The sequence below is a fragment of the bacterium genome, from assembly GCA_020444065.1.
Taxonomy (GTDB): Bacteria; Sumerlaeota; Sumerlaeia; order SLMS01; family JAHLLQ01; genus JAHLLQ01.
The window spans coordinates 175,900-199,149 of sequence record JAHLLQ010000002.1 but is presented as its reverse complement, the minus strand read 5'-3'; the positions used below and the strand labels follow the sequence as shown (position 1 = coordinate 199,149).

The following is a 23,250-nucleotide window of genomic DNA, read 5'->3' as shown; positions in this document are numbered from 1 at the left end:
GTGACCACACCTCCGCCCTGTGAGAGGCTAACGCTGTAATGTCGCATTCCCACGCAGAACCCCTCGGTCAGGCCGGCGCGAAAGCCGACCATGCCGTCGAGGCGGTCGCAGAGCAGGCTATTCTGCCTCGCATCAAGGGCCCGGAAGACGTCCGTCAGCTTACCGTCCCCCAACTGACGCAGCTTGCAAAGGAAGTCCGCCACCGGATCATCGATGTGATCGCGCGCAAGGGTGGGCACTTCGGAGCGCCGCTCGGAGCGGTGGATATCGCCGTTGCGCTCCTGCATCAGTACGATCTGCCGCGCGACAAGGTCGTGTGGGACGTGGGGCACCAGGCCTACGCCTGGAAGATCCTGACCGGCCGGAATGACGATTTTGAGACCATTCGCCAGTACAACGGGCTGTCAGGCTTCCTGAAGCGCGCTGAGAACGATTCCGATTCATTCGGAGCAGGGCACGCTTCGACATCGATCTCTGCGGCGCTGGGAATGGCGCTGGCCCGGGATCACCAGGGCGAGACGAACCGAGTGGCGGCCGTGATCGGCGATGGCGCGATGACGGGCGGCATGGCCTACGAGGCGATGAACAACGCCGGTCTGCGAAAGACGCGAATGCTGGTCGTTCTGAACGACAATGAGATGTCGATCAGCAAGAACGTCTGGGTCGTGCACGAGATGTTCCGCAAGGCCGTGACGCACAACTGGTACAAGCAATTCCGCAAAGACGTCATCGGCCTGATCAAGAAGGTCGCGCCGGACACGTTCCTGGGTTGGGCACACCGCGTTGAGGAGTCCATCAAGGGCATGATCGTGCCCGGGATGTTCTTCGAGGAAATGGGCTTCCGCTACATTGGCCCGGTCGATGGGCATGATGTCGAGGCGCTGGTCGAGACGTTGAATTCGATCAAGGATCTGGACGGGCCGATTCTGCTGCATGCCATCACGCAGAAGGGCAAAGGCTACAAGTACGCAGAGGACGATCCAATCAAGTACCACGCAGCCTCCAATATGAAAGTCGAGACCGGCGTGATGGCGAAGAAGAAGGGCCCGCCTGCTTACACGAAGGTCTTCGGCAAGTCGCTCGTGAAGCTCGGCGAAACCAACGATCGCATTGTCGGCATCACTGCAGCGATGGACAGCGGCACGGGACTCGACCTCTTTGGCGAGAAATTCCCGGATCGTTTCTATGATGTTGGCATCGCCGAGGAGTGCGCCGTCACGATGGCCGCCGGCATGGCGTGCGAAGGTTTGAAGCCTGTGTGCGCGATCTACTCGACGTTCCTGCAGCGCGCCTTCGATCAGATTATTCACGACGTGGCTTTGCAGAAACTGCCGGTGTTTTTCGTTCTCGATCGCGGTGGATTGGTTGGCGCAGACGGACCGACGCATCACGGTGTCTTCGATCTGTCCTACCTGCGCATTATTCCGAACATGGTGATCATGGCCCCGAAGGATGAGGCGGAATTGCGCGACATGACGCGCACCGGTGTCGAGCACGCCGACGGCCCGATTGCAGTGCGCTATCCGCGGGGCGCGGGCAGCGGTGTAGATTTCTCCGGGCCTTCCCAAACGATTCCGATCGGCCAAGGGGAGATCCTCTCTCGTGGGCGCCGCGTGGCTTTGATCGGCATTGGCAACATGGTCGATGCCTTCGAGAAGACGGCGGAGATTCTGGCCGATCGTCTCGGGCATCCGGTCACGGTTGTGAATGCACGCTTTGTGAAGCCGCTGGATCGTGCGCTGCTTCTCGAATTGGCGGAGACACACGACTTCCTCTTCACGGCCGAGGACAATGCGCTGGCCGGTGGATTCGGCTCAGCCGTCAATGAGTTGCTGACCGAAGAAGAGGCGCCCGTGCGCGCAACGTGCTTTGGCATTCCGGATCGTTTCGTCGATCACGGCAGCCCGACGCAGTTGTTCGAGGAGTTGGGTTTGATGCCGAACCAGATGGCGAATGCGATTCTGGACCGCGTGCAGGAAGCCGTGCCGAGCGAAGTCTCGAAGTGACCGGCTAGCGCCGTCGCCGATGGCGAGAACGTTTCGCCAGGGCCAACAACGCCTTCGCATCCTCCGTCCCGCTTGCATCGGTTGAATCATCGCCCTGGGCCAGGCGTGCCTTCGATTCGGATCGATAGGCATGCGCCAGCGCACAGGCCAGCGCGTCGGCCTGGTGATCCGAGGCCGGCAGTTTCTCCAGCCCCAGTAGAACCTTGACCATCTGCATGACCTGGGTCTTCGAGGCGCGTCCGTTGCCGAGGACGGACTGCTTGATTTCGAGCGGAGAATATTCGAACACCGGCAGTCTCTGGGTCGAAGCCGCTAGGATCGCCACGCCGCGGCCGTGAGCCATCAGGACGGCACTTCGGACGTTCTTGGCAAAGAAGATCGATTCGATCGCAACAGACTGTGGTTGATACGCGTCAATCTCGCCCGCGACGAGATTGTGAATCTTCTGCAGGCGCCCGGGCAGGGCAGCCGAGGAGGATGTCCGCACCTCGCGAGAGTCCACGAGGCGCCAGACTTCGCCTTGGCGCTCGATGACTCCGACACCTGTGCTTGCCAAGCCGGGATCGATCCCTAGAATCCTCATGGCTGTCTTTCTTCGCCGAGTTCGGCAAGGTTTTCGCAGCGGCCGCGTACAATTCCCGGGGCAAACGGCCGCCCCAACGATTTCCCGCGAGGAGGAACGAATGCACGCCAAAACTTCCGGCCTTGGTCGCTTTCTGGCAACCGTCATCATGATGGGGGCTTTGATTGTCCCATTGAATGCCCAGGATTCAGGCGAAACCGCCGATCCGTGCCAGGAGCAGCTCCAGAAGATGGAACTCCGCCTGAGCATCGCCCAGCAGGAGGCCGATCTGGCGAAGCAGCGCCTCGCGGATCTGAAGGCCGAGCTCAAGGCCATGGGACCGCGCTACGAAGAGGCCAAGTACAAGGCCATGGTGGATCGGATCGCGGAGCAGACAGCGGAGATTCGTGATCTGGAGCTGAAGACCAAGATCGAATCCAATATCCTGGATTCGGATGCGCTGTCGGCACTGCTGGACAAGTTGCTGAGCGAGGAACTAACGCCGGAAGCCGTGCGGGGCTACGAGATGACGTGGGGACATCTGGAGCTGATTCCGCGCGATGCGGACCTTCGGATCGTGTACCAGGATCTCCTCGAAGAACAGGTCGGCGGCTTGTACAACGACAAGGACAAGACGCTGTATGTGGTCGATACGTTCGACCCCAAATCGTTCCTTGGGCGCGTGCTGCTTTCTCACGAAATCTGTCACGCGCTGCAGGATCAGAATTACAATTTCGACGATCTGCCCTTCCGTGTTGAGAATGAGGATCAGATGTACGCCACGCAAGCCATCATCGAAGGCGATGCGACGTTGCTGATGACGGAATGGGGAAAAGAGAATTTCAGTCCGAAGGACATGCTTGGCCTGAATGCGATCATGGATCAGCAGACGGAGCAATTGGAGGCAGTGCCGCCGGCGCTGACGCAGATGCTGCTCTATCCGTACCTGGCCGGCCTGAAGTTCCTCATGCAGCTTCAGATCGATGGAATGCCGAACTTCCGCGAACGAGTTTTTGAGGATGTTCCGCAGTCCACAGAACAAATTCTGCACCCGGAGAAGTACTGGCCGGAGAAGGAACCTCCGATCGAGGTAAGCCTCCCCGAATGGGAAGAGCACAATGGGTTGAAAGAGATTTATCGCAGCCCGCAGGGCGAGTGGATGACGCGCCTGATCCTGGCGCTGCCGGATGAGTTTCCGACGATCAATCTTCTCTCAACCAACCCGTTGGTTCACGCCGAAGTTCCGTACGAAGGCGCGGCCGGCTGGGGAGGCGATGAGCTTGTGACCGTTGCCGGTGCCGATGATGTGCGTTGGTTCATTGCATGGCGATCCGTGTGGGACACGGACGAGGACGCGACGGAGTTCAGTGCGGCGCTGGCTCGGCGCATGGGGCATTGGAAGCGTTTCCGCGGTATGCCCGAGGAGTTCGCGAAAGCTCCGCCGACGCGAGGCGGCGCCGTGCTGTGGCCGGCGATGGATAACTCCGGCGCGCGCGTGGAACGCGACGGCAAGACGGTGACGCTGATCCTCGGGTCGAACCGCACAATGATCATCGAAGCAGGCGATTGGCTTGGTGTGAATCAGTAAGCAGAAACATCGCAGAGCAAATGCAAAGACCCGTCCTCGCTCATGAGGACGGGTCTTTTTGATTTGCATCAGTTGGGGGTGCTCTGTTTGTCGCGGAAGTAACGTGACTTGAAGTCGGCCCATTCCCCGGCTTCGATGGCGAGACGCATTTCTTCGCACATGCGCAGCAATGAACGCACGTTGTGTTGCGTGGCCAGGATGCTGGCAAGGATCTCTTTCTGCTTGTGCAGATGATGCTGATAGCCGCGAGAGAATCCGCCGGCACATGCGGGACAATCGCAATCTTCCTGAATCGGACGCGGATCGCGCGCGTACATCGCGTTGCGGAGATTCATCGGTCCATCCGGATGAGAGACGCGCGCATTGCGCGCATTGCGGGACGGCAGGACGCAGTCAAACAGATCCACGCCGCGTTCGACCGCCCAAATCAGATCTTCCGGCGTGCCAACGCCCATCATGTAACGCGGACGATCCTTCGGCAATTCCGCGACGGAGACTTCCAGCATTCGGTAGGTCACGTCGCGCGTTTCGCCGACCGACAAGCCGCCAATTGCAAACCCGCGCGCGTCCGAAGCAAGTCCCACTGTGCGCGATGCGGACTCAGAGCGCAGGTCGGCTTCCATGCCACCCTGCACGATCGGGAAGATCGTTTGGTGTGGTTTCAGCTCTACCGAAAGGCAACGTTCCAGCCAGCGCAACGTGCGCTCGGTAGAATGGCGTAACTCCTCCCCCGCCATGACGGCCGTCGGGCACTCGTCGAATGCCATGCAGATGTTCGAGCCAAGTTTGCGCTGAATGCCCATGGCTTTCTCGGGCGTGAGCTCGATCAGTTTGCCGTCGATTGGAGAACGAAATGCGACGCCCTGCTCGTCGACCTTGCGAAGATCGGCCAGACTAAAGACCTGAAAGCCGCCGGAGTCCGTCAGGATCGGCCCGTCGTAACGCATGAAGCCATGCAACTCGCCGAGTTCTTCCACGACATCTTCGCCAGGGCGGAGATGCAGATGAAAGGTGTTGGCGAGGATGATCTGCGATCCCATCTCGCGCAAATCGCGAGGCGTCAGCGCCTTCACCGTTGCCTTTGTTCCCACGGGCATGAAGCACGGCGTCTGTACGTCTCCGTGCGGTGTTTTGAACAAGCCACGGCGGGCCGTTCCGTCGGTGGCTTGAACGGTGAACTGGAAGGGCGATGTCACGAGTTTCTCCGAAAGCGAGCAATGGTGAAGGAGTCGCAGCCGTGGCGGTGCGTCCAAGTCCGGAAGAGTCCCGACTCGGTGCGGAACGGCGCGACATCGAAAGGCAGATTGGAGGGTGCGTCGGCGAGTTGAAAACTGCGGTTCGCACCGAGGAAGGCCTCAACTGTTTCCTCGGCTTCCTGGGCCGTGACACTGCACAATGTGTAGACGAGAAGGCCGCCGGCCGAAACGAGACGGGAGGCGCGGGTCAGCAACTCGCGTTGGATCTTCACAATCTGTTCGAGGCTTTCTGAACTGCGGCGATAGCGAATCTCCGGATGACGGCGCAGCGTTCCAAGTCCCAAACAAGGCGCATCGACAAGCACAAGATCAAAAGAGCCGGTGCGGGCTTTCGCGAGGATCTGATCCGACTTCGCCAGTTCGACGCGTTCATCGAGCGAAAGTCGCGTCAACGTCTCGCGCAAGCGGGAGAGTTTTGCGTCGCTGACGTCGCAGGCGGTCACGGAGGATTCCGCACCAAGATGATCGCACAGGTGGGCAGTCTTTCCGCCGGGCGCAGCGCAGAGATCGAGCACGCGAGGCCCGGCATCCGAACAGCCCAGCAGACATGCCAACTGCGCGCCTTCGTCTTCGACCGTCACACGGCCGGTGCGGAACGAGAGAAGGCGCTCCGGATGCAACGCACGCCCCGCAACGATCATGCAGTCGTCCAGCCACTGGGATTTGCGAATGGTCGCGTCGCCGTCCGAGGCCTCGTCGATTTCACCGCGAACCTGACGCTTCAGTTCATCGTTCACGCCACGCAGCCGCAAACAAAGCGGCGCGGTCTCGTTACTTGCGGCAAAGAAGGGTTCCAGTTCCTGCGACGGCAGGACTGTCGCCACAAGGTCGATGGACTCTTGGGGCACCGAACAACGAAGAGGCCAACGCGTCTTGGGATCGGGGCGGCGCTGTGCGGGAGAAAGCTCGGAGATTCGCCGCATGACAGCATTCGTAAGGCCGCGGAAGTTGCGCCCGCGGGGCTGAGCCGCGGCCAAACGAACCGTCTCATCGACGGCCGCGTGGATTGGAATGCGATCAAGGAAGGCCACCTGGTAAGCACCGACCAGCAGCGCCATCTTCACGGCGGCAGCCTCCGGCTTGAGTGGCTCGCGCAGGAAGCGATTCACGAGTTCTTCCAGCCAGAGACGATTGCGCGCCACGCCGAATGCGATCTCGCGCGCGAGGCCGAAATCCACGGCACTGAGTTTCACACGACGGTTCTCTTCCTCTAGCAGGGCATCCAGGCCCGGTGCCTTTGGCGCGTCGATCTGCATCAGGACGGCGTGAGCCGCCTTGCGGGCTGGCGATGGTGGCGCGGAGCGATGCGTGGTGCGAGGCCGAGAACTCACTTCTGGTCCTCGTCCTTCCCGTCGAGCGGCACGGGCGTCAGAATCTCGCCGGGTGAGAACGAGGCGAGCCTGCGCTTGGTCCGAATAGCGGTGGTCAGGGAGTAGATCAGATAACCCAGGAAGCCCAGGAAGGCAAAGGCGGGGATGTGCTGGTGGAACATGATCATCAGCCAGATCGCGAACACGACGGTAACGAGCATGCGAAAGGAACGCCGCGTACGGCGATGGATGCCTTTCAGGCTCGGGAACGGGATGGTGCTGACCATCAGATAGGAAAGTACAACCATCAGTACCATGATCGCACGATGCAGGCTGGCGCGATCGGGGAGTTGGTAGACCTCGATCACCAGAAAGGTGGAAATTACCGTACCGGCCGCAGCCGGAATCGGAAGGCCGGTGAAATGGGTCTTTTCCTCGTCCTCGACCTGCACATTGAAACGCGCCAGGCGGATCGCCCCGGTGATGGCGTAGAGCGTACTCACGCCGATGGCCATGCGCGGTGCCCAGTTGGGCAGGCTGATCGCCTCGTCGATGGCGTGGAGCTTGGTGTACATCAGGAAAGCCGGAGCCACGCCGAATGAGACCACATCCGCGAGCGAGTCGAATTGGAGGCCGAAGGAACTGGAGGTTCGAGTCCATCGTGCGACCGGTCCATCCAGGCCATCCAGCACGGCTGCCAGCAGGATCAAGTAGCAGGCCCTGATATACTCGCCGTGGGACGCCATGATCAGCGAGCAGAGCCCGCTGAACAGCGCGGCGCTGGTCAGCAGGTTGGGGATTACATAGACGGGTCTGGATGGACTTCGCTTCATGGGCTTAGTGTTACCGAGAACCGGGCCGCGGTGGAAAGGGGAATGCGCACGGGTGCAGCGATCGGGTTTTTCCGGGATTGGCGGAATTTCCCGTTGACCGCCGGGGCGGGTTGAGGCACCCAAGGACCCTCGCGTCGGGGTGTGGCGCAGTCTGGCTAGCGCGCACGCTTCGGGAGCGTGAGGTCGCGGGTTCGAGTCCCGCCACCCCGACCATTCAATAAGAGCTCCCATCTTTCGCTCCGATCATTGCTGATCGGAGCGTCTTTGTTTTGTTCTACATTCTCAAAAGAACAGGTGTGGTTAAAGGATTGCGCCTCGGTTCCCGTTTCTGGTATCCGGAAACAACATTGATTCGCCTTCGGGCGTGGAAAGAGGGGAGACTTTCCGATGAAGAACAAGAAATGTCGCTTCGGCGTGCTTGTGAACGTGTCGCTTCTGACAGCTGCGCTTCTGCTCTGCGGGATTGCCTGCGCGGCAGAAGGAAGCGAGGAAACGGAATCCGAAGTTAAGGCTGCCATTCCGATTCTGGCGGTATTCCCATTGGAGAAGGATGGTATCTTCGAGAAGGAGATGCAGAACGCCGCGGAGTTCACGGAGCTGTATTTCTCCATCTGGACGCCGGACGGCATCGGTGTGGCACCGACGAACAAGATTCTCGATGAGCTGACAGCGATGGCTCCTTGGGATCCCGATAAGCGCATCGCCCGAAATCCCAAGCACCTGGAGAAGGTGATCAAGTTCTACGGTGGCACGCACATTGTCACTGGCACTTGGGCCGAGAACGATGGAATGTGGGCTGCCCACTGTATCCTGACAACGCCGGACGCGAAACGAGAGAGGGATTTCGAGGTTCCTGAAGGAAACGATATCGAGTTGGCGTGGAAGATGGCGGCGTGGATTCTCGAGGAGATGGGCTGGCCCCTGGAGGCGAGCCAGGCGAAGTATTTCGAGGCACCGATTTTCGGGCCGGAGATTGTCAGCACACGAGGTGATCTCTACAAGAATTTCATCGATCCGCTGGACTCCGAAGTGAGCACCCAGGTGATTCTCGCCGACGTGGAAAACTACGCAGCCTGGTACTGGTTTCTACTGTCGCGATGGGAAACACACCAGCCGACTTCTTTGATCGGCCAGATGACGGACAAACTCAAGGAGGAGGGAAAGCCCGCCGCGGCCTATCTGGTCAGCGGAATGGCGAGCCGAATTCTCCGCGGTCCGGTTGCGGGCGCACCGGGCTACCTTCGTTACCTCCACGCCTTCCCGAATACTGCGCGTCACGCTACATTCTACATCTACACATTCCAAGAAGAGCTGATGTTTGAGAGGTTCGTGCAACCGGTCAATTGGGAGCGCTACTCTACAGATATTGAGAAGTGGAGTGAGTCGGCAGCCGATACACTCGCAAACAAGGCCTACCTCTCGCTTGGTTACGGAATGGCGGGATCCGGCTGGCGTGGAACAAAGGGATGGAGCGCGCTCTCGATGAAGCAGGCGGCAAAATACAAGAGGTACCGCACACAAGCCGTCAAGATTTGCGAGGAGTTGCACGAGGAGATGGGAGGGTACCCGTGGGTAACCTGCAACCTCCTGGCGAAATACTACGAGTCGGGATTGAGAGAAGAGGCCAGCCATCTTCTCGATGTTTGCAAGCAGGAGTTCCCCGACTACGTTCGCCCTTGGGATTATGCGATTCATTATGCGAGGCCAAGGTGGGGAGGATCGCACCGCGAAGCCTTTGCATTGGTAGACGAAGCAATGGACTATCGTCTGAACAATGGCGCCTTTGGCAAGCTCGCCTATGGGTACTGCGTAGAGGAGGCACTGAAGGAAACGGGGAATGGCGACGACATGCTGCTCGAGTTTGCCAGGTTGTACCCCAAAGCGAATGCGCAATTGCGTCAAGGCGCGCAAAGGACGTGGGACAAGTACAACAATCGAGAAGGTGCAGCTTTCTCCTACACGATTGCTGCATTGTTGGGAGAGCGCGAGATCGCGCGCCAGATTGCAGCCGAGTATCCTGACTTCCCGGAAGAGAAGAAGGAGTCATTCGCAAACCTGTGGTTCGGACGTGCATGGTTCTGCATGCTCGAGGATTACTTCGTCAACGGTCAGTGGGATGCCCTGGTCAGGGCCCAGAAGAGATTCAACAGGTACGAGTTCCTGGCGAGACACATTGAGACGATCTTCTCGGTTTTCATGTCCGAGGACCCCGCCTATCTTGAGGCATATACTGCTTTGGCAAAAGCAATGTCTGGTAATTACGCTGAGGCCGAGTACACGCTCGATACAGCTCGCACCAAGTTCGCGAAGAATCCATGGATGATGATGCTCGTCGAAGCCGTCGCGAATCCGGATGCCCAGGCCGCTTACGAGGGACTGGTGGCGGGGAACATCAGTATGGAACTTGGTCCGCAGGCAAACGCGACCATGGCCATCGCAGCACAACGGGCCGAGAAGCCTCAAGACGCGAAGGAGTACATCGCGAAGCTCCCGGAAGATTGGAAGTGCGACGTTCCCGCCATCGTTCAGGAAGCGAAGAAGGTCGGGCTGGAAATCCACGCCGCTCCCCCGATCGAGATCAACTTCCTGGATCAACTGGACGATTAGTCCAAACGGAGGATCACTTAGATACGAATGGGGCGCTCCTCTGCGGAGCGCCCCGATTTCATTCAGCCATTCCAATCCGGAACGGTGAATCAGTACATCGTCAGATTGACTTCATCAGTCTCGTTGTACTGCTTGAGTGTCGGGGTCAGCGTGATGATCAGCTTCGACTTGCGGGTTGCCTTGGATTCCTTCTTGAACAGGTAACCGGCGACGGGGATGTCCTTCAGCAAGGGGAAGCCAGTCTCTTCGGTGATGGTAACTGTGCGCTCGAGGCCACCGATGACCATCGTCTCGCCGAAGCCGAGGTTGTTGAACGATGTTGCTTCCTGGGCGCTGATGATCGGGTAGTGCGTCTCGGGGACGTAGCCGATCAGGCTGTTGACCGTCACGTCGACGTCAAGACTGACGCTCTGCGAGGCGATGTACGGGGTGATCAGCAGTTCGACGCCTTCCTGGACATCCTTGCGCTCGGGAGAGACGGGAACGTCGGCGGTAGCGCTGTCGTTCAGATAGAACGGCAGGATGTTGCCGCTGAAGATTCGCGCGACGCGGCCCGGCTGGCCGGTGGCATCGCTCGGATCGAAGTCGTTCGTGGCAGTAATGGAGGTCTGCGTAACGATGTTGGCTTTGCCCTCGTCCACGAGGTACTCGAGGAACTCGGTGAGGACGGCAGCGTTCAGATCAAGCAGCGCGGAGTAGGACTTCACGACCGTCGAATCGAAGCTGTTGCCGTAGGTGAAGTTGAAGTTGCCGGAGACCCAGCGCTTCCACGCGCTCCAGTCAAGGCCGAGCGTCGAGCCGTCGCCGTCGCTGAGTTCGTAGACGGTGGCTTTGATCTCCACCTGCAGAGGCGGCTTGTCGAAAGCAGCCAGTGCGGCCAGGTCGTCGGCGATGTCCGTGGGGTTTTCTACGACGTAGACGGTGTTCAGCGTGTTGTCCGCGAATGGCGGGAACAGGAATGCGCCGACGTTGCCGAGTTCCGTGCCGCCGAGAATGCTGATCAACTGGCTGGCCGTGCGGTGCTTGCCAACGTAGGTCAAAGCACCCGGAACGCCATTCTCATTGGTGGCGCCGGTGCCGTCGAAGAACACGAAGCCTTCGACGTCGGTCAGTTCGACGGTTTCGGTGATGCCAGGCATCATGAAGTCCGGTGCCGTGACGATCAGGAATTGAACGTCCTTGCCGGTCTTCGGGTCGACAACGCCTTCCTTGCCCATCACTTCGACGACGGCGTTTTCGAAAGCCGTGGAGCGAAGCAGGTAGGACTGAATCTCGATGGCGTCGGTATTGTAGATGGGGAAGGTCTTGACGATGTAGTTGTTCTTCTGACGGGTCGTGCGCAGCAGCACGTCCTGGGTCGTGTCGTAGTACTTGGAGTACCACGGGAATTCTGAGTTGCTTGCAGCAGAGGCTGGAACCTCTGACTGGATTTCAAACTCTGCGCGAGTCTGAGCGGGTGCCAATGCGGGTAGCGCGGCCGTGCCAAACAGCAAAGCGGTGATTGGAAGAATCGAACGCTTCATCATGAAAACCGTTCCTTCTTTGAGATTGTGGAGTTGGATGCTGTTGCGACCGTCCCTTTGGCAAACACCATACGCTCTCCCTCGCCATCCAGTCCTCCGTCTTGCAGATCACTGATTTAATTGAGCTAGCACTTTGACATAGCCCCCTAAACCAAGGATCAAGACGGCAGTTGGTACAGCAATTGGCATGGGCGTCAAGCACACATGGTGATCATTTTGGGCCAAGGCCCTGGCAGATATGGATAATTGGGACCGTGAAAAGAACGAATCCGCCGCGGGAAAGCGGCGGATCGGAGTTTCTCGCTGAGCAGACGGCTATCAGGCGTCGGTATCCTCGGGGTCGGGCGCCGAACTGGCCTCGGACGGGGCGTCGCCATCCTCCGCATCCAGGAAGCGGACCAGGATCACCGAAATATTGTCGAGGCCGCCGGAGTTATTCGCCGCACGAATCAGGCCGTGGATGCATTCTTCCAGGTCGGGCTTCTCGAGGACAACGCTCTCAATGGCTTCATCCTCAATCATGCTGGAAAGCCCATCGGAGCAAAGAAGGAAGAGATCGCCGGAGTGAATGTCCTCTGTCTGAACGTCGACTTCCACGTCCAGCTTGTTGCCCAGGGCGCGGGTAATGACGTTCTTCCAGCGGTGATTCTTCGCCTCTTCGGCGGTAATGATATTCTTCTGCAACTGCTCCGAGACCCAGGAGTGATCGAGGGTCAGTTGCTCGAATTTCCCGTCACGCAAGCGATAGCAGCGAGAATCGCCAACGTGGGCGATCGAAACGCGCGAGCAGTTCTCGTCGATCAGCATGGCGACCAGTGTCGTCCCCATGCCGCTGTATTCCTGGTGCTCCAGCGAAAGGTTACAGACGTCGCGATTGGCGAGCTTGACCGCCGCTACAATTGTATTCTCAACGCGGTCCAGATCCGGCTGCTGGGGAAACGGCCAGGTGAGATCGGTGTCGTTGGTCGCCTTACGCAGGAAATCGACGATCGACTCAATAGCTTGGCGGCTGGCGACTTCGCCGGCGTTGTGGCCGCCCATACCGTCTGCGACGATAAAGAGGCCGATATCTGGAACGACGGACAGGCTGTCCTCGTTATGACCACGTTTCAGGCCCCGGTCGCTGAGTCCGGCCGCCTGAATTCGGAGTTTTCCTCGGGTCATTCGCATGGGTCCACCTGGAGCTGGCATGTGAGAAGAATGCAAAACCGAGCCCCCCGTCCGCAAGGGCGATCAGGCCGATTTGCACTCCCTCGGGCAATCTGTCGCAACCCCTAGTATGCGAACCGATTCCGGGGAGTGCGCGCAAGTCAAAGTTGGCTTTCGACAACCTTTTGGACCTACGAATTCTTCGCCAACATGAAGTGGATATGCGGCGTAAAGAGGTCCGGTTCGAGCAGGAAGGAGTCGTGGCCTTTCTCGCTGTGTACGGTGATGTACTGGAACGGGATTCCGTTTGCCCGCAGCGCCTGGGCGATTTCCGCCTGCTCGTCATAGTAGAACGACACATCCGAATCGATCGTGAAGACGAGCCAATTCTGCCCCTGGCACGTCGAGAGGGCCTGAGTCGAATCGCCATCGGCTTGCTGCTTGGGCAAGTCGAAGGCCTGCCAGGCGTTGACAATCCGCAGATACGAATTCGGATCGAAGCGCTGGACGAATTTCCGACCTTGGTGCAGCATGTACGACTCGATCCGATGCTGCAGATTGTAGCCCGAAAGGAGGTCCGTCGGCTGAACGACCTCGCCACGGGCACGTTCCTCCATGACGCTGAGCGAAACGTACGTCTTGTGCGCGATCATCCGGGCCAGGATCAGGCCGCGCTCCGGCCGAGGACCGTCGTAGTAGTCGCCATTCTGGAAGTCTGGGTCCTCCTGGATGGCGTAGATCTGCTCGAAATTGTGGACCTTGCTGAGCACCGTCGCTCGAAGGCCGCTGGCGATGGGAATAACGACTTTGACTCGGTCCGGGTAACGCACGGCCAGATCCATCGTGCAGAAACCACCCATCGAACCGCCAATCGCACCGAGGAGGGTCTGGATCCCGAGTTTGTCAAGCAAACGAACCTGGGAATCGACGATGTCGGAGACGCTCGGCCAAGGGAAACGGCTGCCGTACGGATCGCCGGTCACAGGATCGACAGTGGCCGGACCCGTTGTTCCGTAACACCCGCCCAGGTAATTTGCGCAGATCACGTAGTAGCGGTTCGTATCGACGGCCAGGCCGGGACCGATGAAGCCTTCCCACCAGCCCTGCTGAACCTCATCCTTCCAGAATTCATTGCCCGGTCCGATAGGATCAAAGCCCGCGGCATGGTGGCTGCCGGTCAGCGCATGAAAGATCAGGATCGCGTTGCTTCGATCCTCGTTCAATTCGCCGTAGGTTTCGTACGCCACCACGCAAGGCCCCAACGTGCTGCCGTCTTGCAGCACGAAGGGGTCCTCGCTTGTGGCGATCTCGCAGAACTGCGTCTTTGTTTCCTGCAAACGGGTCATGCTTTCGATGAGGCCAGGGCCTGCTCCAGATCTTCCAGAATGTCGGCGATGTTTTCGATGCCGATGGAAAGGCGCACGAGCTCCGGCGAGATGCCGCCGGCGGCCTGCTGGTCCTCGTCGAGCTGACTGTGCGTCGTCGTCGCGGGGTGAATGGCGAGGCTCTTTGCATCGCCAACGTTTGCCAGGTGGCTGAAGAGCTGCAGGCTCTCGATGAACTTCTTGCCGGCTGCTGCGCCGCCCTTGATTCCAAAGACGATCATTCCACCGAAGCCGTTCGGCATGTACTTGCTGGCAGTGACGTGCGTCGGATCATTGTCCAGGCCAGGGTAGCGCACCCAATCGACGAGGGCATGCTCTTCCAGCATCTTCGCGGCGGCCATGGCGTTCGAACTGTGGCGCTCCATCCGCAGCGGCAGCGTCTCGATGCCCTGCAGGAACATCCAGGCATTATCCGGCGAGAGGCAGGCGCCCAGGTTGCGCAACGGAACGAGGCGCATACGAAGTGCGAACGCCACGGGATTTAAATCCCCGAGGTCGTGTGCATAGCGCAGCCCGTGGTAGGAGGAATCGGGCTCGTTGTAGAGAGCGAACTTCTCGTTCGTCCAATCGAAGTTGCCAGCATCGACAGCGACGCCGCCGATCCCCGTGCCGTGGCCACCGAGCCATTTGGTCAGGGAGTGGCAAACGATATTTGCGCCATGTGCGATCGGATTGCAGAGCGCCGGGGTGGCGAATGTGTTGTCCACAACGAGAGGCAGATCGTGAGCCTTTGCGATGTCCGCAATGGCCGCGAAATCCGGCACGTTGAGGACCGGGTTGCCCATCGTTTCCAGGTAGATCAAGCGGGTCTTGTTGGTGATGGCCTTTGCAAAGTTCTCCGCTTTGCGAGGATCGACGAACGTCGTCTTGATCCCCAATTGCGGGTGAATCGCGTCGAACATCGTGTAAGTGCCGCCGTACAGGTCATTGGCCGCGACAATCTCGTCGCCGGCCTTGCAGATGTTGATGACCGAGTAGTGGATCGCGCTCGTTCCCGACGCGAGCGTCAAGGCAGCAGCCCCTCCCTCCAGGGCAGCCATTCGCTCCTCCAGCACGGCATTTGTCGGGTTCATCAGGCGGGAATAAATGTTCCCGAGTTCCTTCAGAGCAAACAGGTTTGCTGCGTGCTCCGTGTCCCGGAAGACGTACGACGAAGTGCGATAGACAGGCACTCCCCGGGAGTTTGTCTCGGTATCCGGCGTGTGGCCGGCATGGAGACATTTCGTTTCCAAGCGGTGCTTTTTCGACATAGGCTTTTCGTCCAACTCTTGAGGGATGGGCGGCGGCACGGCCGCGATCGTTCCGATACGCTTCCGGTGAGGGCGCGATCTTGTCAATTCAGGGGCCGGTCATTGCGGGCAATATGACACCCTTACCGGCTGCGGCGAAGAATGACGACGCTGATGTCGTCCTCGGGGGGGCGTTCGCCCCGATGAGTGTCCAACGCGTCCTTCAGATTCACCATGACGTCCGCGGCGGTCAGGGCAGGCTGGGCCAGCGTGCGCTCGAAGCGCTCGCGCCCAAAGAGCTCGTCTTCCGGCCCATGGCATTCGCGGACGCCGTCGGTAGAAAGAACAAGCAAGTCCCCGACCTGGAATTGAAGGACTTTGGACTCGGGGTATTCAAATGACTTGGTGACACCAAGTGGCGGACCGTTGCGGAGGATCAACTGCTGGCGGCCGGTCTCCGCATGGCGCCAGATCAAGGGCTCGTGACCCGAGGAACAGACCGTGAACTCGAAAGTCTTCAGATTCAGGTGAACCACGGCGAGCGTGAAGAAGTTGCCGTTCGTCAGATCGTTGGTCAGGAGCGTGTTGAGGCGGGTCATGATCTCGCCGGGACTGCGGAAGTCCTCTGCCAGAGCACGCACCATGGCGCGGGCCGATGCCATGATGAGGCCCGAATCCACACCATGCCCAACCGCATCGCCGATTGAGATCCAGAGACAATCTTCGTGGCGAATGAAGTCGAAGTAGTCGCCACCGACCAATGCGGAAGTCGCGTACCAACTGGCCAGGTCGACCCCGGCAATGGAAGTCGGAGCAGCGGGAATCAGATCGCGCTGGATACGAGCCGCAACATCGACTTCGACGGCGATCTCCTGGTTGCGCATGAAGTCGGTCATCATGCGATTGAACTGCCAGGCCAGGCGACCGAATTCGTCGTGGCTGCGCACGCCCTTGATGCGCTTGCGCAGGTCGCCCTGGCCGACGGCGACCATCGACTCGTGCAATGCCTTGATCGGACGATTCATGCGCCACGTGATGAACAGTGCGACAAGCAACGCCACGAGGCTGGCGATCAGGAAGAGCGCTCCGAAGACGATCATGACCATCAGCGTGACTTCGCTGACGCGAGTCGGAGGTGCCTCGATCGCCAGAACGGCCTTTCGAAGCTGAGATGGGGCGGCCGTTAGTGTTTCTGAAGAAAGCCTGGATTTCGCGATCACGGCCTCGAGGGGCCGCACGCTGCTGATGGGGTCTTCATCAATCAAGACGCCACGGAGCGGCGGCGGCTCGTCTGATGTCATGGCGGCGCGGAGCGCACGTTCGCGATCCAGCACCTCATCCGAGCGCGAGAAGAGGGGCTTGTACTCGATCTTGATTGGATCGCCCTCGGTCGCGAAGTTGTCCCAGCCCCCCTCGGGATCGAAGTAATTGTCGAGGTATGCGCTGAAGGGGTAGGGCTTACCGATATTCTCTTCATCCGTGGACAGCCAGTAGATCCAGCCATCGGCTGTGGGAATCAGAACCGAGACCCATAGGCGTTCGAAGTCGACATCTTGCCCGTCAGAATAGTGTGCGCCGGCAAGTTCATCGGAGATTTCCCAACAGAGACGATTGGCCGCCCGACCTTCCATCGAGTAGTCGCCGTTGAACATATCATCGAGATTGACGCTGTGGACCGACAAATCCGCAAAGGCACGAACGCGCCTCGCCGTGGTATCGGCCTCTACGACTGCCCACAGGCGTGTCCAGACGTTGATCAGCATGAACCCGATGATCGCGCTGAACAGCAGGTAGGACAGCATGAGCTGAATCCAGAAGGGGAAGATCAGCCGCGGGGGGCGGCGTTCGATCTCCGCCTCGCGGTGCAGCCTCCAGCGGCGGTAGCGGTTCTTGATCGAGTCGAACATCGGTCCTTCACCAGAGAAGGAGAATCCTCGTCGTAGCTTTCGCGACGGCCCTTAAGCCGAGCAGGGAACGGTTGGCCGGGCAACCGAAGATATGGACCCGGGCGCTCCAATTAACCCCAAAAGAACATCCCCCCGGTTACCCGGGGGGATGTGGAGTACAGGGTTGGAAGCGAGAGCTTACTGGTACATATCCCAGCTATTCTCAACTTCGGTGACGCCCGTCGAGGTCAGGCTGAGGTCGACCAGGAACACGTCGCGGTGACCATTGCCATCATCGGCAACGAGGTTCGAGGCCTGGCTGTCGAAGGCGACCTTGGTGCCGTCGCTGTTCAAGAACGGAACACTGAACTGAACGCGGCCGGTGTCGGCGAACGGAACGACGTCGTCGTCAGAGGCCACGCCAGCGGCGTTGCGGCTGAGGATCGTCATCGAGTTCGTGAAACGATCGAACGCGTAGATGTCGTAGTGTTCGTTCGTGTCAGCAGACGCGTACTTGCCAAGGCTCTGGAAGACGACGACGCGACCGGCGTTGTCGGACTTGGCCCAAGAGCGGAGCGTCGTCCAGCGGAAGGCGTCCGGCGTCGACATGTCGAGACCCGGGTCAACAACGCGGCAAGTCTGGGTCGCGGTGTTGTAGATGTAGATGTCCCAGAAGGGTCCATCGTATTCGTCGTTGTCGGAGCCGGCAACGTCGCCCTGGGGCTGCGGATCGAGAGGATCGAAGCTGGCCAGAGTCACGAAGGTGATGAAGCTGCCGTCATTCGACATAACGGGACGAATGCTGTCGTAGGAGGTCGAGTTGCCACCATCGTTGACCGTGTAGCGGACGCCACCATCGGTGCCGGAAACCAGGCTGATGCCCGAGCCTTCGGTCCAGAGGTAGATGTCGTACTCGGTGATACCGTTGGTGTCGTCGTCGGCCAACATGTTGTCGAGAGACATCCAGCAGACGAGCGTGCCGTCGGCGGAGATCTGCGGCCAGACGTTCTCAGTCGCGGACATTTCGCCAGCGCCGAGGTCGGAAACGAGGACGTAGGCATTCGGATCGTCCGGAGCGACAGTCATATCGCGACGAACGATGTTGAAGCCGCCGCCACCAGAGGCGCCAACCAGGTTGGTTGCATAGGTCTGGAAGGCCACGTACTGGCCATTGTCGCTGACGACCGGGTTGAAGGAGACATCATCGGCAACTTCGTAGCTAGCGCCAACGGGGCCGAACTCGGTCACGATCTTGATCGTGCCGGCGGTGGTGTCGTACAGGTAGATCTGATCGGTACCACCAGCGCCAAGGGCGGTGCTGACGTCGCTGACCGAAGCGGCGAATCCGGAGGCGCCAAGGTTCGAGGCGCCGGAGGGGAACACCACATAACGGCCGTCAGAAGACATATCGACGGACGAGACGCTGTGCCAGATGGCCACGCTGCTGCCGCCGGTGCCGGTCAGTTCGAGTTCGAAATCGGCGGAACCGAGGTTGACAGCACCACCGGAGGAGTTGTCGGCCTGCGTGCCCGGGTTGGCCGGGTCGCGGGACAACAGGATGTTGGTCGAGGTCGCACGGTCGAACAGGACGACTTCGGGAACACCATTGCTGTCATCGCCAACGACGTTCTCTGCGAACGTCACGTAGGCGACGTAGTTGCCGTCATCAGACATGGCGGGACGACCGGAGAGGTCGTTGGTGTCCGGAGCGGTGAGCGGAAGCGCACCGGCGCGGGACATCTTGGAGCCGACAGCCTGCGTATTGTCGTAGATGGCAAGGTCTTCGGCCAGGCCAGAGTCGCCCGGGAAGGTCACGCCATCGCCCACGACGAACGCCGCGAGGTCGCTTGTGGGACCAAGACTGAGCGCATAGGGCGCCCGGTTGCCGTCATTGATGGGGCTGGGCTCCGGTGATTCGTCAACGAAGCGCTGCTCAACCGTAGACCAGGTGGCGGTGTCGATGATCCAGACGCCAAGGCCGATGTTCGGGAAGGCGCCACCAACGGGAGGAGCGGTCTGATTCGAGCGCACATCCCAGTCGGCACCGAAGCTGACCCAGTTCTGATCGCCGGACCAAGTGATTCGGGTGCCGTAGTCCATGGAACCGGAGTAGCCGGTCGAGAATATCAGATCGTAGTTCTCATTCCGAACCGGGCAGACCAAGTCGCCTGCGTTGGCGCCGAATACGGTCTTCACGTAGAGATGGCCGAGCAGGTAGCTCGTGGACTCGGGAGGAACATCGTTGCCAGTGACAACGCCGTTCTCCGCGTCGCCGTAGTAGGCCACCATGTTGCCGTCCGGAGACATCATGCCGTAGGCGTTGAAGTCGCCCATGTCATTGCTCTGGGTGGGGTTGTTCGCGAAGGACGGAACAACGCCATCGGGAATAGCAATACGCACGACATCGCCCGGGCTGGCCAGAGTGGTCACGTCAGCAGCGAACATATCCGAATAAGGACTGTCGGTGCGGCCCGTGATCGTCTCGTTGCCCCAACCCATGAACGAGACCTTGGTGCCGTCGTCGGAGAGGGAGATCGCGCCACCGTTGGGGGCGAGGATCGCGAGGGGGTTGCCAATGGAGTTGTCGGAGATCAGGTAGGCCTGGCCAGCGCCACTGTTGGCGTTGGAATCCCAGACGTAGATCTGCTGAGCCAGGACGCCGCCGAATTGGCTGGCAAAGATCGGGGCGCCGGGGAGGTTCTGGTTGTCAGACACGAAGGCGACAAGGTCACCGGAGCTGTCCATATCGCAACCGGCGAACAGGGTGCTCGCCATGTTGAAATCGGGAAGGCTCGCGCCAGGGTTTGTCACCAACTTCATGTCGGTGGTAGCTCCGCTGCCATCCAACTGGATCCAGTAGAGCATCGTGGCCTCGGATGCCGGAGCCGAATCGATGGAACCGACAGCGGGGAACACGTAGCTGTTATGAACGTCGTTCAACACGAGGTTGGACCAGAAGGCGACCTTCGTGCCGTCGTTATTGATCGTCGGCGCATAGGCGCCTGCACGAGAGTTGGGGTCGCCGGTGAAGGCTTCGGAACCATCAGCTTCGCCAGTCAGGCCATAGGTGGTCGAGAGACGCACGACTTCATCCGTCGTGACATCCAGGCGGAAGACGTCCATACGATCATTGGTATCGCCGCTGATCAGGTTAGAAGCTGCGGAGGGGAAGACGATATATTGTCCGTTTCCGGACCACTTGGCGTTGTTTTGTTCGACGACCTCAACAGAGGAGCCGTTCGGGTTAACGAAGTAGCCCGAGACTGCCTGGCCAACGCTGAGGCGAGCAATACCGTCAAACTGGACGGCACGTGCGCCACGCATGGACTGGGCGTCGGTCTGGGCCAGTGTATCGCCCTTGGGAGCGACAACCCGCAGGCCTTGGTTTGTGCGAGAGAGAACAACTTGTCCATCTTGGTTCAGGTACGAGCCGTCGACAGTGCGAATGAGCCGAGCCGAGTCGAGCCGACTGTTGGCATCATTGCCAAACTGAGCCGCCACGACAGGCACGGCACTCAAGGCTAACGCCGCGACAAGAGCCGTACAAGCTTTGCGAGAAAAGGGCTTCATTAAAACCGCTCTCCTTTTTTGGGATTGGTTCAATATCGGTTGGTTTGCAGGGGGGGCGAGGGTTGATGGTGTTCAGTTTCGGATATGCTGTTGATGTTTAGAAAGCTGATACTTCCTGCGGCTGTGGTCTATCGCAGAATCGAGCCGGAACCAACGGATTCGTAGAGAACCGGATCGGTGTGCTTCTGGCTGACGAAGATCGTGCCGTTGCTGACGCAGCCGTTACTCGGATCATACTGATTGTAGAAATCTGCTTTGACCAGGTAGTCGTTGCTGGTCGGCCCAATGGACAGCATGAAGTAGGAGCCGAAGTTGTAAGCGAATTCGTTCAGGTCAGCAGAGCCGGGAACGTAGATGTCACGGCCGCTGGGAGGACACAACGACAGGGAGTTCGTGAAATAGTCCTGATAGGTGTAAAGAATGGCGTCCCATTCCACCGTGCCTTCTTTGGCCTTCTGGAAGGGATCGAAGAAATCGAAGCGGGTGATGTACGACACGGGTGTCGTGATCCAGGGACCAAGGGTGCCATAGATCGGATCGCCCTGGTACCGGTCGCCTGGGGCCGTGTTCAGGCCGGCGACCTGGCAGCCCCAGGACATACGGGGGGGCTTGTTCCAGTCCACTGCGTAGGACTCAACGGCGGTACGCATCGTACGGAACTCAGAGAGCACGCGGGAGTACTTCGATCGGGTCTGCGCGCAAAGGAAGTTCGGAACTGCGATGGCGGCCAGAATGGCAATAATGGCAACCACGATGAGGAGCTCAATAAGTGTGAAGCCCCTCTTGCTTCTGGAGAATGTTAGTTTCATGCAGGCTCTGCCTCCTTGAGAAAATTGTTCGAAATGATCGCCCGGGGATCACCCGCAGCGAATTCCATCCATTGTTGACGAAACGTCCAATCCGAGCGCCTCTTGGTTCAGTGTTTTTGCCGGAATAACTGGCATTCCCTCTGAATCTCGAGTGTCGCGCGGCCCCTTTATTTGTCCGTTCGCCGGTTTTGGCTACTCTGGAAGATTCACATTCTACCAAGCGACCACGAACGCCCCAAGGCAGTGTTTTTTCTCCCACGACTAGGCCGATGGGTCCCATTCCCACCGATAGGACTCGGATAGTCAACCCGATTCTGACTTGAACCGAGCCAATCCGGGATGAGCCCCTGCCGCCACAAAACGGCAGTCGGCACCAGTCTTAATGTGATGCTGAGGAAAGAGCCCTTGCTCGGCAATCGAAAAGTTGCACGAATGCGACATTTTCGGGCCTGGCGAGGGGCTTTCCACCCCTGAGAAATGGAGCTTTCTGGCGAAATTGCCAACTCCGCTCAATTTATGACACCTTTCTGAGAAAGGTACCGTTCCGCTTCCAAAGCCGCTTTACACCCGTAGCCAGCCGCGGTGATCGCCTGGCGGTAATGGTGATCGTGAATATCGCCTGCGGCGAACACTCCGTCAAGATTCGTCCTTTGACGGGCGTCGACGACAACATATCCGCTGTCGCCCGTCTCCACCTGCCCGTTTAGCCACCCGGAATTCGGCGTGTGGCCGATCGCCAGGAACATGGCCGATGTGGGAAGTTCCTTCCGCGAATCATCCTTCAGATTACGCAGCCGAACAGCAGTCACGCGCTTTTTGCGCTCGCCTTCGACCTCGCCCAGGACCTCTTCGACGGTGGAATTCCACTCAAATTCGATCTTCGGGTGCTCGAGGGCCCGCTCCGCCATGATCTTGCTGGCGCGGAGTTCGTCCCGCCGATGGATGACGGTGACTTTGGTGCAGAGCTTGGCGAGATAGGTGGCCTCTTCCATGGCGGAATCGCCGCCACCGACGATGACGACTTCTTTTCCACGATAGAATCCGCCGTCACAAACCGCGCAGGTGTGGACTCCGTAGTTCCAGAATGTTTTTTCCGTCTCAATTCCGAGCGTGCGGGCGGAGGAGCCGGTGCAGATCAAGATCGTGTGCGCGCGGACGCTTGTATTCCCATACTTCACTATAAAGGTGTCCCCGTCCTTCTCGAATCCGCTGCAGGACTCGTATTCCACCTCGGCTCCGTACTTCTTTGCCTGCTCTTCCATATCGATCATGAGCTGGTTGCCATCGCGACCCTCGGGGAATCCGGGGAAATTCTCGATGGTCGTGGTGGTGGTCAATTGGCCGCCAACCTGGGGACCGGCGATAACGAGCGGCTTGAGTTCGGCGCGCGCCAGGTAGATTGCGGCGGTCCAACCAGCCGGGCCGCTGCCGCAAATCACTGCGTTCCGCGTGATTTCCTTGTCGGACATTGCATGTACTCCCTTATTATACTTGAGTGCCCCGAGGCCGATGAGGGCCTCAGGATAACGTTTATTTC

Annotated in this window: 15 protein-coding genes and 1 tRNA gene; 4 read left to right on the top strand and 12 right to left on the bottom strand. The window is 59.3% G+C overall.

Annotated features, from left to right (window positions below; translation table 11 throughout):
- Positions 1–38 precede the first annotated feature (38 nt).
- Positions 39–2,006, top strand: coding sequence for a 1-deoxy-D-xylulose-5-phosphate synthase (gene dxs, locus KQI84_05390; protein MCB2154298.1), 1,968 nt, complete (start codon positions 39–41; stop codon positions 2,004–2,006).
- 4 nt (positions 2,007–2,010) lie between these two features.
- Here dxs and ruvC read toward each other — a convergent pair whose 3' ends face one another.
- Positions 2,011–2,589 carry a crossover junction endodeoxyribonuclease RuvC gene (gene ruvC / locus KQI84_05385; GenBank protein MCB2154297.1) on the bottom strand — a complete coding sequence of 193 codons (579 nt, stop codon included), beginning with the start codon at positions 2,587–2,589 and terminating at the stop codon, positions 2,011–2,013.
- A gap of 100 nt (positions 2,590–2,689) precedes the next feature.
- Here ruvC and KQI84_05380 point away from each other — a divergent pair, with 100 nt between their 5' ends.
- Positions 2,690–4,156 carry a hypothetical protein gene (locus KQI84_05380; protein ID MCB2154296.1) on the top strand — a complete coding sequence of 489 codons (1,467 nt, stop codon included), beginning with the start codon at positions 2,690–2,692 and terminating at the stop codon, positions 4,154–4,156.
- A gap of 68 nt (positions 4,157–4,224) precedes the next feature.
- Here the strand turns inward: KQI84_05380 and tgt are convergent, their stop codons facing one another.
- The 3 genes from tgt to pssA are packed head-to-tail and all read right to left on the bottom strand — an operon-like array spanning position 4,225 to position 7,555.
- On the bottom strand, positions 4,225–5,352 hold the full coding sequence (gene tgt, locus KQI84_05375; protein MCB2154295.1) for a tRNA guanosine(34) transglycosylase Tgt: 1,128 nt from the start codon (positions 5,350–5,352) through the stop codon (positions 4,225–4,227).
- A complete protein-coding gene (locus tag KQI84_05370; protein MCB2154294.1) occupies positions 5,349–6,743 on the bottom strand; it encodes a hypothetical protein in 1,395 nt (464 codons plus the stop codon). The genes tgt and KQI84_05370 overlap by 4 nt, the downstream gene beginning before the upstream one ends.
- Positions 6,740–7,555 carry a CDP-diacylglycerol--serine O-phosphatidyltransferase gene (pssA, locus tag KQI84_05365; protein MCB2154293.1) on the bottom strand — a complete coding sequence of 272 codons (816 nt, stop codon included), beginning with the start codon at positions 7,553–7,555 and terminating at the stop codon, positions 6,740–6,742. Before pssA ends, KQI84_05370 begins: the two co-directional genes overlap by 4 nt.
- Positions 7,556–7,690: 135 nt before the next feature.
- On the opposite strand from pssA, the gene KQI84_05360 reads away from it, so the two are divergent.
- Both KQI84_05360 and KQI84_05355 read left to right on the top strand, forming a co-directional pair.
- Positions 7,691–7,768: transfer RNA gene (locus tag KQI84_05360), tRNA-Pro, on the top strand.
- Between the two features lie 174 nt (positions 7,769–7,942).
- Positions 7,943–10,162 (top strand): hypothetical protein, encoded by a 2,220-nt coding sequence (locus KQI84_05355; GenBank protein MCB2154292.1) that lies wholly within the window; start codon positions 7,943–7,945, stop codon positions 10,160–10,162.
- An 89-nt stretch (positions 10,163–10,251) separates the two neighbouring features.
- Here KQI84_05355 and KQI84_05350 read toward each other — a convergent pair whose 3' ends face one another.
- The 8 genes from KQI84_05350 to trxB all read right to left on the bottom strand — a co-directional run bounded on the left by KQI84_05350 (position 10,252) and on the right by trxB (position 23,182).
- Positions 10,252–11,688, bottom strand: a complete 1,437-nt coding sequence (locus KQI84_05350) for a type II and III secretion system protein (GenBank protein ID MCB2154291.1) — start codon at positions 11,686–11,688, stop codon at positions 10,252–10,254.
- A gap of 315 nt (positions 11,689–12,003) precedes the next feature.
- A complete protein-coding gene (locus KQI84_05345; GenBank protein ID MCB2154290.1) occupies positions 12,004–12,849 on the bottom strand; it encodes a Stp1/IreP family PP2C-type Ser/Thr phosphatase in 846 nt (281 codons plus the stop codon).
- 176 nt (positions 12,850–13,025) lie between these two features.
- Positions 13,026–14,180, bottom strand: a complete 1,155-nt coding sequence (locus KQI84_05340; protein ID MCB2154289.1) for a homoserine O-acetyltransferase — start codon at positions 14,178–14,180, stop codon at positions 13,026–13,028.
- Entirely contained in the window at positions 14,177–15,469 is a 1,293-nt protein-coding gene (locus tag KQI84_05335) for an aminotransferase class I/II-fold pyridoxal phosphate-dependent enzyme (protein MCB2154288.1), read from the bottom strand. The genes KQI84_05340 and KQI84_05335 overlap by 4 nt, the downstream gene beginning before the upstream one ends.
- Before the next feature lie 122 nt (positions 15,470–15,591).
- Entirely contained in the window at positions 15,592–17,355 is a 1,764-nt protein-coding gene (locus KQI84_05330) for a SpoIIE family protein phosphatase (GenBank protein ID MCB2154287.1), read from the bottom strand.
- Between the two features lie 177 nt (positions 17,356–17,532).
- Complete coding sequence (locus tag KQI84_05325) at positions 17,533–20,904, bottom strand: hypothetical protein (GenBank protein MCB2154286.1); 3,372 nt, start codon at positions 20,902–20,904, stop codon at positions 17,533–17,535.
- 128 nt (positions 20,905–21,032) lie between these two features.
- Positions 21,033–21,713 carry a prepilin-type N-terminal cleavage/methylation domain-containing protein gene (locus KQI84_05320; GenBank protein MCB2154285.1) on the bottom strand — a complete coding sequence of 227 codons (681 nt, stop codon included), beginning with the start codon at positions 21,711–21,713 and terminating at the stop codon, positions 21,033–21,035.
- A gap of 509 nt (positions 21,714–22,222) precedes the next feature.
- On the bottom strand, positions 22,223–23,182 hold the full coding sequence (gene trxB / locus KQI84_05315; protein MCB2154284.1) for a thioredoxin-disulfide reductase: 960 nt from the start codon (positions 23,180–23,182) through the stop codon (positions 22,223–22,225).
- Positions 23,183–23,250: the final 68 nt, after the last annotated feature.